This window comes from Pseudomonas sp. CFBP 5748 (assembly GCF_053850495.1).
On sequence record NZ_JBSPTN010000003.1, the window covers coordinates 155721 to 166751 of the forward strand.

Genomic DNA, 11031 nt, shown 5'->3' on the forward strand with positions numbered 1-11031 from the left:
GGATAACTCTTATGGGTGGTTGGAGCAGACATGATCGGTAACTTTTCACTCACGAGGGTGCTGCCGGCGACCTTGATGCTGGCGGCGCTGCTGGTACCGAACTGGGCGGCGGCAAGCCCGCGAATCTCCCTGCTCGACCAGGCGGCACTGCAGAGTGCCAAGGCAGAGCATGCGGTGCTGCTGGCGGTAACCCGTGCCGGCGAACGGCTGGTGGCGATTGGTGAGCGGGGCATCATCCTGCTCTCTGATGACTCCGGCAAGCGTTGGCGCCAGGCCCGCGTACCGGTAAGCGTCAGCCTGACGGCGGTGCAGTTCGTTGATGCCGAGCAGGGCTGGGCGGTCGGCCATATGGGCGTGATTCTTCACAGCTCGGACGGTGGCGAAACCTGGGTCAAGCAACTCGATGGTGTCGCCGCTGCGCAGTTGGCGCTGCTCTCGGCTCAAAAAGGTGACGACGCCAAGCAGCTCAAAGACGCCGAGCGGCTGGTTGCCGATGGCCCGGACAAGCCATTTCTCGACCTGTATTTCAGCGACCGCCGTAACGGCTATGCCGTCGGTGCCTATGGCCTGATCCTGCGCACCGTGGACGGCGGCGATAGCTGGCAGCCGTGGATGCAGCAGGTGGATAACCCCGAGGGCCTCAATCTGTACGGCATTCGCGCCGCTGGCGACGCGCTGTTCATCGTCGGTGAACGCGGCTTACTGCTGCGCTCCAGCGACAATGGGCGGAGTTTCCAGGCGCTCGAGTCGCCTTATGACGGCAGTTTCTTCGGTTTGCAGGGCAGTGCGAGCGGAGAGTTGGTGGTCTTCGGTCTGCGCGGCAACGCTTATTGGTCGGGAGACCAGGGCACCCATTGGCGGCGCATCGAAACCGGCCTGGAGGTGGCCTTGTCCGCCGCAACCAAATTGACTGATGGGGCGGTGCTTCTGGCCAGCCAGGCCGGCGATCTGCTGCTGAGCCCTGACCGGGGAAGCAGCTTCCGCCACCTGACAGCCCCGGTCGGCAGCTCGGTAGCCGGCCTGGTGGCGGCCCCAGACGGCAGTTTGATCTGCGTCGGCCTGAGTGGCCTGACCCGTCTCAAACACGACCTTTCCTCGGCCCAACGCTGAAACAACCTGCTCGAGCCCTACACGGCCGTATTTGGAGTCCGAAGTGAACGACCATAATCCCTCCCTCGAACAGCAAGTGGTGATCGCCCGCCTGGAGGATTTCGATCCGCGCTCCGGCAATCTGGGTGAGCGGGCGATCTTCAATCACCGACCTTGGGTGATTCTGCTCTGCTTGCTGGCGACCTTGGTACTGGGCTTCCAGGCCAGCAAGATCGGCCTCAACGCCAGTTTTGAGAAGACCATCCCGGCGTCTCACCCTTACGTCGCCAACTTTCTCGAGCGGCGCAGCGAACTGAGCGGCCTGGGCAACTCGATTCGCATCGCCGTGGAGATCAAGGACGGCAGCATCTTCGACAAGGACTACCTCGACGTCCTGGCCAAGCTCAACGACGAGATCTATCTGCTGCCAGGCGTCGACAAACCCTATATGAAGTCGCTCTGGACGCCGACTACACGCTGGACTGCGGTAACGGAGGAGGGGCTCGATGGTGGTACGGTGATCCCGGACGCCTACGACGGTTCCGCCGCCAGCCTTGAGCAGGTGCGGACCAACGTGGCTCGCTCCGGCGAGATCGGCCAACTGGTGGCCGGCAATTTCCAGTCCAGCGTGATCTTCGTACCGCTGCTGGAAATCAATCCGGTGACCGGCAAGGCATTGGACGCGGGCGAGTTCTCGCGGCAACTGGAGGCCTTGCGCGACAAGTATCAGAACGATCGAATCCAGATCCATATCACCGGATTCACCAAGATCATCGGCGACCTGATCGCTGGATTGATGCAGGTCATGCTGTTCTTTGTGGTGGCCGTGCTGGTCACCGTGGCAGTGCTCTACTGGTACACCCGTTGTGCGCGCAGCACCTCGCTGGTGGTGCTCTGCTCCCTGGTGGCGGTGCTCTGGCAGATAGGCCTGCTCGCCACTCTCGGTTACGACCTTGACCCTTACTCGGCGCTGGTGCCGTTCCTGGTGTTTGCCATCGGCATGAGCCACGGCGCGCAGAAGATGAACGGCATCATGCAGGACATCGGTCGAGGCACTCACCGGGTGGTTGCCGCGCGCTATACCTTCCGTCGTCTGTTCGCCGCGGGCATGACCGCGTTGCTCTGCGATGCGGTGGGCTTCGCCGTGCTGATGGTGATCAAGATCCGGGTGATCCAGGACCTGGCGATCACCGCGAGTATCGGCGTGGCGGTGCTGATCTTCACCAACCTGATTCTGTTGCCCATTCTGCTCAGCTATATCGGCGTCGGCGCCAAGGCGGCCGAGCGCAGCTTGCGGGCGGAAACCGCCGAGCTGAAAGCGAATGTCAAACATCCGCTCTGGAGTTTTCTCGATCTGTTCACCCGTCGTTCCTGGGCCTATGTGGCGTGCCTTGTCGGCCTGGTCCTGGCGGTCGGCGGTTTCGCCGTCAGCCTGCACTTGAAGATCGGCGACCTTGACCCCGGTGCTCCGGAGCTGCGTCCCGACTCACGCTACAACCGCGATGCGGCTTTCATGACGCAAAACTACGCGGCCAGTTCGGACATTTTCGTGGTCATGGTCAAGACCCCGGAAGACCAGTGCACCCGTTACACGACCCTGGCGGCGGTGGACTCGCTGGCCTGGCAGCTCGAGCAATTGCCCGGCGTCGAGTCGACCAACTCCATGGCGGCCCTGAGCAAGATCGCCGCCGCGGGTTATAACGAGGGCAACTTCAAGTGGTACGAATTGATCCCCAACGACGGTGCCCTCGGCGCGGTACAGACACGCGCACCACGGGAGTTGTTCAACCAGGGCTGTTCACTGCTCTCGCTCTACGTCTATCTGGCCGACCATAAGGCCGAAACCCTGGAGCGGGTGGTGCAGGCCAGCGAAGCGTTTATCGCCCAACAGCAACTGCCGGAGGTGAAGTTCATGCTCGCCGCGGGGAGCGCCGGAATCGAGGCGGCGACCAATATCGTGGTGAAGAAGGCCATGCGCGAGATGCTGTTCTGGGTCTACGGGGCGGTGATCCTGCTCTGCTGGGTGACCTTCCGTTCCTGGCGTGCGGTGCTCGCGGCGGTACTGCCGCTGATGCTCACCTCGATCCTCTGCGAGGCGCTGATGGTCGGCCTGGGCATGGGCGTCAAGGTGGCGACCTTGCCAGTGATCGCCCTTGGGGTGGGCATCGGCGTCGATTATGCGCTCTACGTGCTGAGCGTGATCCTGACGCACATGCGCGCCGGGGCCTCGCTGTCCGAAGCCTATTACCGCGCGCTGTTGTTCACCGGCAAGGTGGTTCTACTGACTGGCATCAGCCTGGCCATCGCCGTGGCGACCTGGGCTTTCTCGCCAATCAAGTTCCAGGCCGACATGGGCATCCTGCTGGCCTTCATGTTCCTGGTGAACATGCTCGGCGCCCTGATCCTTCTGCCTGCGTTGGCGTACTTCCTGTTGCCGAAACGGTTGTTCGCAAAAAAGCCTGAGGTTGCCAGCGCGTTGCAGCCGGTCGGGGAGGGCTGACTCGCGGCGCGCTGACAACCATGGATTCTGGCCAGGCAAGCCAATGCGGCTTGCCTGGCCTGGGCAGGCCGACACTGCTGCTGAATTCGCTTCAGGCATAAGGATAAGAATAATGCTGAAGAAATCTGCCCGACTGCTCGCCGACTCTTCGGTGGGGCAAAAACTGCTGCTCGGTTTCGGCCTGGTGTCCTTGCTCGCGGTGGCCGCGATTGCCCAGGGCTTATATGCAACCGCCAGCTTGCTTGAACACAGCCGCCAGGTCAGCGCCATGGTGGAGATCAATCACCTGACGCTGCAGATGCGCAACGCCGAGAAAACCTATGCACTCGATCCCCAGCCCTTGGCGATGCAAGAGGTCAAGGCGCTGATAGGCGCACTCGGCGCTCGGCTCCACGAGGTAAAGGCCCAGGCATCCGCGGACGATGTACCCTTGCTGGCCGCCATGCGGCAATCCATCGACGATTACCAAGGCCAGTTCGTCCATTTTGTCGATCACCAACGTCTGGCAGCGCAGGCGTTGCGTCATATGCAGGAACAGGCCGAGCAGGCCCGCCTGCAGTTCGAGACGGTCGAACTGGATATGTACGACCAGGTACGCGATGTATTGAGCAGTGGCCAGGCCCAGGAGGGTGATCCACTGAGTCTGGCGGAACAGGCCTCGGCACTGCAGCGAAAGCTGTTGGTCGCTCGCAATAACGAGTTCCTTTATGTGGGCGAGGGGCAGCCTGCCGCTCTCCAACGCTGGGACGAGTTGGTGGAGGAAATGAGCAACGCCCTGGAGCTGCTTCAGGGCCGGGTGGATGAGAACTCTGAAGCGTCCCTGGCGGCGGCCAAGGCGGCTTTGGTCGAATACCGCAAGGCGTTTGCCCGCTATCGCGATAGCCGTTCATTAAGCAAGCAGACTGCCGTGCAGATGGACGTCCAGGCGCAAACCGTACTGAGTCAGGTCGAACAGGCTGCCGCCGACAGGCAGGTACAGATGGGCGAACGAGGCCATTCCGTCATGCGTCTGCAGGCAGTGGGGGCCGTGGTGATCGTCGTCCTGGCGTTGTTGGCCTCTTTGATTATCCGGCATCTGATCGTTGTGCCTCTGCGCGAAGCGTTGCAGACCGCCCGGCGTATTGCCCATGGCGACCTGAGCGCAGCGGCCCAAAGTACGACGGCACGGCGGGACGAGTTGGGGCAGTTGATGGTGGCGGTGGGGGAGATGACGGCCAATCTGCGCCAGTTGGTAGCGCGCATCGGATTGAGCGTTACCGGCCTTGGGCAAACGACCGCGACCCTGAGCGCATTCAGTACGCAGAGTCATGGCGCTGCCCAACGCCAGAAGATCGAAACAGAGCACGCGGCCACCGCCATGCAACAGATGACCCTCACTGTTCAGCAAGTGGCGCAGAATGCCGAGCAGGCCTCGAAAGCTGCCGACGAGGCTGATCACCAGGCGCGCCGTGGTGAGCAGATCGTGCAACGCGCCAGTGAGCAAATCGATCGCTTAGCGGCAGAGATGGTGCGTTCCGAGCAAGCCATCCACTCCTTGCAGCAGCAGGTCGAGAGCATCGGTAGCGTTGTCGATGTGATTACCTCGGTCGCCGAGCAGACCAACCTGCTTGCACTCAATGCTGCCATCGAAGCCGCTCGGGCGGGGGACCAGGGACGTGGTTTTGCCGTGGTCGCCGATGAGGTGCGGGCGCTGGCGCGGCGTACCCAGGAGTCGACTCACACGATTGAGACGCTGATCGCCGGTTTACAGCATCTCTCCCGGCACAGCGTCGAGCAGATCCAGGGGTGCGGGCGTTTGATGGCGGACACGGTGTCGCTTGCCGATCAGGTAAGCACTGCGCTGGGCGGAATTGCCGGAGCGGTGTCGACAATCGAGCAGATGAACCAGCAGAACGCCGCCAGTGCGCAACAGCAGAGCGTTGTGGCCGAGGAGGTGAGCCGCAATGTCATGCAGGTGCGAAACGAAGCCGAGCACTGCGCGGGGGTTAATCAGCAAGTGTTGCTGGCGTGTGGTGATCTGGCGAACCTGGAGCATGAGTTGCGTGAGGCGGTTGCTCAGTTTCGGACCTGAGGCACTTTGTCGGTTCAGCCACCAACAGCAGCGATTGCGGCACGGGACTCTGCGGGTGTTGCGGTTCCTGCAGGCCGACCAGATGAAAACCGGCCATGTCCAAGGCATTGAGCCAACTGGACAAGGTGCGAAAGTACCAAGGCATGGAGTGCCACTGACCGGCGAACCCGGCGAAGGTCTCCTCCCGCCAACCGTCCTGATAATCACCTGCTGCCACGGTCCATGGATGCAGCGTCTGGATCACCAGCGCGCCGCCTGGGGCGAGCAGGGCGTTCATGGCGGCGAGCAAGGGGATGATGTCCTGATGCAACAGGGCGAAATTGGCACAGATCAGGTTGTAGCCGTTGCCGATATCCACCTGCGTTTCCACCAACGCTTCATAGCTCGCCAAATGCACCGGCGAGGAGCCCGCTGCCCGCGCCGCATCTACAAGCGTCGCATCACCATCCACGCCGACCGCCTCGATGGAACGATCAGTCAGGGCCCGCAGTAACCAGCCTTCACCGCAGCCCAGATCGAGTACGCGCTCGGGCTGGCGACTTAGCACCGCCAGCAGGATTGCCTGGTCCGTGACCGTCCGGCGGCTTTCGATGGCGCCCGTGCGGATGGCTTCGATCCAGGACTGGGCGTTGTGGTGCCAGCTTTGGAGGAGGGTGGATTCGGCGGCTGGCATGATCTGGCTCCGGAGGGCGTTGGACTAGAGGATAGAACAACGGGCTGCGGAGTGTTCCCATGATCAAAGCGGGCGGTCAAGAAACAACAAGCGCGCCGCCAACGCTGTCATGACTGTGGCAAAGCCGTACGTCCCCAGACGCTTCGAGATTCCGCCGCCTGCCAGTTTTCCTCTCAGTTGACCGGCACAGACTCCAAGTACGCTATGGAAGATGAGTGCAATCAGCGCCAGCAACACGCCAAGGAATACCAGTTGGAGACTGACGTTGCCGGCCTTTACAGTGACGAACTGAGGCAGGAACACCATGAAGAAAAGAAGCGCCTTGGGATTCAACAGGCTGTTTAGGGCACCTCGGCCGAAGATTCTCCAAAAGGACGTCATCTGAGGTTGAGTGGCCGTGGGCAGCGCGGGTGTTCTCAGCGCTTGCCAGGCAAGCCATAGCAGATAAGCGGCCCCGGCCAGACGCAGCAACTCGAACGCCGGTGCCCAGCTCATTACCAGGGCGCCAATACCGGCGCTGACCATGAGCGTCATCAGCAGGTCCGAGAAGGAAATGCCGAGGGCGGCAGCGAAACCTCCACGCCAACCGTGGGCCAAGGCATGGCTGGTGACAAAAGCCATGTTCGGGCCCGGAACGATCAGCAGAAGCAGGGCGGCGATCACGAACAGATAAAGATTGGCGGCATCCGGCATGGACATCACTCCTTGGGGTTGAGCCATGACGGTAATTGAAGGGCTTAGATGGCGTTAGCTACAGTCGGCACCTATCTGATAGCTACAGTCGCTTTACTGCAGCATTTCGCGACGCCCAAATCTGGCGGAGCAAGAAAATCCAATCACTGAAATGACCGTTCACTGGGCACGCTATATAGGGGGGCTGAACGAGCCTAAAAATTTCTTTGGATTAGCTTGCGCAATATGCCCCTGTTTACTAGCCTCAGATTCGCATATGACATGCAGCTAAACTACCAAATGGAAGGCCAAGGATGAGCACATTCGTACGTTCCCTTACCATCGAAATCTTCAATGCAAGCGGTGCTGATATTACTGTCAACTACGGCCTTCTGACGGGTGGAGAGTGGGCGTCGGCACCGGTTCCCGGCACAGTGATTGAAGCAACGACCCAGCAATCCTACGTTAACGGTGTATCTAACACCCTGACGGCGCTCGGAGGTCAGATCCTACTGACACCTGCCGCTGGGGGCAGCATCACTCCGGTCTGGAGTTGGCCGTCGGGCTCCCCGGTCTCCGGCAGTGTGAACAACACGGCGACCGACCTGGCTGTCACTTACCAGATTATCAACGCCCAAACCAACAACCCCACTCAGCAAGTGATCATCACCAATGCGAGTACGAGCACTAAGTTCGTAGCCTCAGTCAAGAACGGCGACTACTGATCGTCTCTGAACAAGAAAGGGCTGGCACCGAAGTGTCAGCCCTTTCTGCGCTACGGGGAGGGTCAGTCTCATGCTGGCTGAGCAAGCGAACGATGTCTATGTCGTTCAAGTTGCAATTCAGAATTCAAGTGACACCGCTTTAACGCTGACGGTTGGAGTGCTGACTTATGGAAGCTGGGTTCCTCAGGATGGGAACGGCATCCCCCTGCCGAACACGATTCTCGCTCCCGCAGGTGCGCTTACTTACTTCAATGCGGCAGTCAATGCCTTCTCTGCTGTTGGCGGAAGTATTTCCTTCTTGCCCGCCAATGGTGGATCGCTAGTTGTCTCCTGGGAACGAAAACAGGGGGCTGCCTTGACGGTAAACGTATCGGTCACCAGCGATACCCTCACGGCACAATGTAGCAGCATCAATGCCGGGACGCTGAGTCCAACAGCTCAATATCTCATCACTAATATCAGCAGTTGAGCAGGGAAAGGTACGCGAATGGCTACCAGCTCTTATAGTTTTTCGAACGCGCTGCCCCCGACTGTATCCAGTGGAATCGAGGGGCCGTTTCTGATTCCACCTATAACGGTGGGGACGCCGGATTATACCAAGCCACTGTTGATCTACGTCATCTCGGTGTGTGCGCCCAATACAACGGTGGCAACACCGGGCATCACCAGTTCCCAGAACTCGGTGTTCACACTCTCGTTTGTGCAATCGAGTTACTCGAGTACGACGTTTCTTGCATTGATCAGCGTGACCGCTGCGTCGGTATATAGCCAGGATCCAACGATTCGGACCCAAATGCTTGCGGCTTTCAAACAGTTTCGCCAGCAGGTTGAAGCACTCGAAGTGCCTGGCTCATCGACAAGTGGCGGACTTCTACCCGGCGCAGCTGTGACGCTACTCAATCGTGTTGCGTTATCCATGCCTCTTCGGATCGACGAGGTTCTCCCGTACCTCTATAGTTTCGATCCGGTCAATCAACTCGTCGACCTTGCCCCAGGAATGAACTTGCGAGTTGAATGGGCAGGTTACCAATACTGCGACCCACCCGGCGGGCCTGGCTATGGATTCAATGCCTTCGCCAACACCGGTACCAGCCGGCTTCGCGTGGTTCAAAGACCTGATATTTCTCTCGCGCTGGATGCTTTTGCTGGCGCCTTCGCTCCGGGATACGGGACCAATCCAGCGTCGACCTGCCCGATACTGGCCGCGGGGCCGCTCGATCTGTGCCTTGGGGGCAATGCCCGGCGCCATCTCAGAGTGATTCTCCCGACGATAATCACCGGTTCCGCCTCACTGGATAATAGCGGCCCGCAGCAACAGCTCAGCTCGTGGTTAATCGGAGCCGACACATTTGCCGATCTCGAAGCCGCCACTACCGACATTCTCAATGGCGGGACCGGCTGCGGCAAGCAGGCAAGCGGAAACCCGATTGTAAGCATCAGCTTTACCAGCAGGGTCATGCTGGTTCCCGAAATTACAGTGCTTCTGAACGGCAATCCGATGTCCGTTCCATTAGGGACCACGATCAAAAACCTGGTTGCAGAATATGCCGACCCGACATCGACCCAATACAGAAACAGCAACAATATAAATTCCGACTTGAACCTCGGCATGAACCGACGACTTCAGAACACTGGCGCGCCCAGCGCCGCGGCGACCACCAAGTACTATCAAGCCAACTTTATCTTTCTTCCGAGCAATTCGGCACAGCCTCCGATCTATTCGGGTAAAGCTGGGGATCAGTATGACGCGCCACTTCTCAAGGGCGACTCTATAAACATCACCTGAAAGGGGTGGAATTATGCTTCGGCAGATGAGCGTTTTCCTCTCGGCCTGGGTTGTTGCGCTTTTCTTGATCGCCAACGCACGTGCAGCTGATCTGACGGTCGGCTCCTTGAATGCGTTGCATCTTGGGTGGGGAACGACGGCGACCACAAAGAGCAAATGTGACCAAATAAAAGTGCTAATGGCCACAGTGGATATATTATTTTTACAAGAGACAATGCAAACGTCCGTACCCTGTACTGGCCTGGGTACCGGCATTCAGCAAGATTGCTCGGTGATGAAGGGGGCAAGCTCTTACAAGGAGGCTTACTGCTATGTTTATAAATCCAGCAAAATAACAGTAATCGCCTACATCAATGCGTCAAGCGCTTCTTTCAGTCGCCCTCCCTACGCGATACTCACAAAAGTAAAGGTGACGGGTAAGGCAGATAAATATGCATGGTTTGCTAACATCCATTCTGTTTTCGGTAAGACGGTGAAACCACGTCAGGACGAAGCCACGGCAGCGGGTGCGTTTTTCAAGAGCCTTACCACAACGACCTACGGAACAATAACGGTTCCGCCCAAAGGCTTTCCAGTGATAATCGGCGGCGACTGGAATCTCGCGGTGACCAACAAGAAAAACGTCTATCAGACAGGCTTTAAATGGGTGGATCCAGTAGCGAACCCAACAACCGCTCCGGAGGCTTGCCCGGATAATGATCCGACCAGCCTGACCACCAAGGGGGCTCCTTCCAGTCCTTATGATCACCTCGTAATAACCGGCGTCTCCCTGACGGGTGATGCCACTTGTTACTTCACCACCAACAGCCTGTCCGGGCTCGGTTGGCGGCAGAATGTATCCGATCATATGGCGATATACTGGGGGGTGACATTCAAATGAACCGCTACCTAGTATTATCAGCCATTGTTTTTATTTTTCTGGCACCTCGACTGTACGCGGACACAGACTTCATTATCCCTGAACAATGTATTCAGGGCGCAACTGGAGCAGCTTCCACCGATCTGGCAACAGGAGGGGATCCGCCGATCGTAGAAGTTTCCAGGTTGTTTACAGCGACATCAGACAAATACGCGACTGTAACCAATATATATACTGACGACAGTAAAAACTGGTACGTCGAATTCGATGCCCCACAATATGACGCTTATGCTATCAAAACAACGTACACTCCGTTCCTGACCACTTTTCAGTCGGCCTATTATTATCAGGGGCCGTCTGGCAAGGTTGCCCTTGCTTTGCCTGTAGGCAGTCTGCTGAGTCGTATCTGGGAATATTACAACATAAAACTCGGAAGTGCTTTGGGCGACGCTTTTATCGAATTTGTGCCAGATACCGTCGCGAATGATCCATTTACCATGCAGGTAGATGGGAACGGTGACATTACGGTGTATTGCTATCAAGAAGTTTTCGGCGGTCAGGCCGTAACGGTTTACGACAAAAATCACGAGCTTTATGGCACTGGCATTATACAAAGCGACGGCACTATCCGTTGGGATCAGTCACAACAATAGCTA

The 11031-nt window shown here is 58.5% G+C and carries 10 protein-coding genes and 1 pseudogene; 9 read left to right on the forward strand and 2 right to left on the reverse strand.

Annotated elements, in window-relative coordinates:
• Nucleotides 1-30 precede the first annotated feature (30 nt).
• The 4 genes and pseudogenes from ACWNZ1_RS08390 to ACWNZ1_RS08405 all read left to right on the forward strand — a co-directional run bounded on the left by ACWNZ1_RS08390 (nt 31) and on the right by ACWNZ1_RS08405 (nt 5660).
• Nucleotides 31-1110 (forward strand): WD40/YVTN/BNR-like repeat-containing protein, encoded by a 1080-nt coding sequence (locus tag ACWNZ1_RS08390; protein ID WP_406550132.1) that lies wholly within the window; start codon nt 31-33, stop codon nt 1108-1110.
• Between the two features lie 43 nt (nt 1111-1153).
• Nucleotides 1154-3589, forward strand: coding sequence for an efflux RND transporter permease subunit (locus ACWNZ1_RS08395; protein ID WP_256452862.1), 2436 nt, complete (start codon nt 1154-1156; stop codon nt 3587-3589).
• 112 nt (nt 3590-3701) lie between these two features.
• Nucleotides 3702-4805, forward strand: a pseudogene (locus ACWNZ1_RS08400) (methyl-accepting chemotaxis protein); the annotation flags it as partial.
• Nucleotides 4797-5660: a methyl-accepting chemotaxis protein gene (locus tag ACWNZ1_RS08405; RefSeq protein ID WP_406550174.1), complete on the forward strand. Its 864-nt coding sequence runs from the start codon at nt 4797-4799 to the stop codon at nt 5658-5660. The pseudogene ACWNZ1_RS08400 and the gene ACWNZ1_RS08405, both read left to right, overlap by 9 nt.
• Here the strand turns inward: ACWNZ1_RS08405 and ACWNZ1_RS08410 are convergent.
• Together ACWNZ1_RS08410 and ACWNZ1_RS08415 are read right to left on the reverse strand one after the other, a co-directional pair.
• Nucleotides 5575-6333 (reverse strand): class I SAM-dependent methyltransferase, encoded by a 759-nt coding sequence (locus ACWNZ1_RS08410; RefSeq protein ID WP_256452864.1) that lies wholly within the window; start codon nt 6331-6333, stop codon nt 5575-5577. The genes ACWNZ1_RS08405 and ACWNZ1_RS08410 overlap by 86 nt on opposite strands.
• A 63-nt stretch (nt 6334-6396) precedes the next feature.
• Nucleotides 6397-7026: a LysE family translocator gene (locus ACWNZ1_RS08415; RefSeq protein ID WP_256452865.1), complete on the reverse strand. Its 630-nt coding sequence runs from the start codon at nt 7024-7026 to the stop codon at nt 6397-6399.
• 293 nt (nt 7027-7319) lie between these two features.
• Here ACWNZ1_RS08415 and ACWNZ1_RS08420 point away from each other — a divergent pair, with 293 nt between their 5' ends.
• From ACWNZ1_RS08420 to ACWNZ1_RS08440, 5 genes are all read left to right on the forward strand, one after another.
• Nucleotides 7320-7730, forward strand: a complete 411-nt coding sequence (locus tag ACWNZ1_RS08420) for a hypothetical protein (protein WP_116642573.1) — start codon at nt 7320-7322, stop codon at nt 7728-7730.
• Between the two features lie 70 nt (nt 7731-7800).
• Nucleotides 7801-8199, forward strand: a complete 399-nt coding sequence (locus ACWNZ1_RS08425; protein WP_135845436.1) for a hypothetical protein — start codon at nt 7801-7803, stop codon at nt 8197-8199.
• Between the two features lie 18 nt (nt 8200-8217).
• Nucleotides 8218-9516 carry a hypothetical protein gene (locus ACWNZ1_RS08430; protein ID WP_456027553.1) on the forward strand — a complete coding sequence of 433 codons (1299 nt, stop codon included), beginning with the start codon at nt 8218-8220 and terminating at the stop codon, nt 9514-9516.
• Nucleotides 9517-9529: 13 nt separating this feature from the next.
• The gene (locus ACWNZ1_RS08435) at nt 9530-10396 is read left to right on the forward strand and encodes an exonuclease/endonuclease/phosphatase family protein (RefSeq protein ID WP_116642570.1); all 867 of its coding nucleotides are present in this window, start codon (nt 9530-9532) and stop codon (nt 10394-10396) included.
• Nucleotides 10393-11028 carry a hypothetical protein gene (locus tag ACWNZ1_RS08440; RefSeq protein ID WP_116642569.1) on the forward strand — a complete coding sequence of 212 codons (636 nt, stop codon included), beginning with the start codon at nt 10393-10395 and terminating at the stop codon, nt 11026-11028. Before ACWNZ1_RS08435 ends, ACWNZ1_RS08440 begins: the two co-directional genes overlap by 4 nt.
• Nucleotides 11029-11031: the final 3 nt, after the last annotated feature.

Bases quoted from the DNA above. Each gene is read 5' to 3' on its own strand.
- ACWNZ1_RS08390 (WP_406550132.1), top strand. From the start codon at position 31: ATGATCGGTAACTTTTCACTCACGAGGGTGCTGCCGGCGACCTTGATG.
- ACWNZ1_RS08405 (WP_406550174.1), top strand. From the start codon at position 4,797: ATGACGGCCAATCTGCGCCAGTTGGTAGCGCGCATCGGATTGAGCGTT.
- ACWNZ1_RS08410 (WP_256452864.1), bottom strand. From the start codon at position 6,333: ATGCCAGCCGCCGAATCCACCCTCCTCCAAAGCTGGCACCACAACGCC.
- ACWNZ1_RS08415 (WP_256452865.1), bottom strand. From the start codon at position 7,026: ATGCCGGATGCCGCCAATCTTTATCTGTTCGTGATCGCCGCCCTGCTT.
- ACWNZ1_RS08420 (WP_116642573.1), top strand. From the start codon at position 7,320: ATGAGCACATTCGTACGTTCCCTTACCATCGAAATCTTCAATGCAAGC.
- ACWNZ1_RS08425 (WP_135845436.1), top strand. From the start codon at position 7,801: ATGCTGGCTGAGCAAGCGAACGATGTCTATGTCGTTCAAGTTGCAATT.
- ACWNZ1_RS08430 (WP_456027553.1), top strand. From the start codon at position 8,218: ATGGCTACCAGCTCTTATAGTTTTTCGAACGCGCTGCCCCCGACTGTA.
- ACWNZ1_RS08435 (WP_116642570.1), top strand. From the start codon at position 9,530: ATGCTTCGGCAGATGAGCGTTTTCCTCTCGGCCTGGGTTGTTGCGCTT.
- ACWNZ1_RS08440 (WP_116642569.1), top strand. From the start codon at position 10,393: ATGAACCGCTACCTAGTATTATCAGCCATTGTTTTTATTTTTCTGGCA.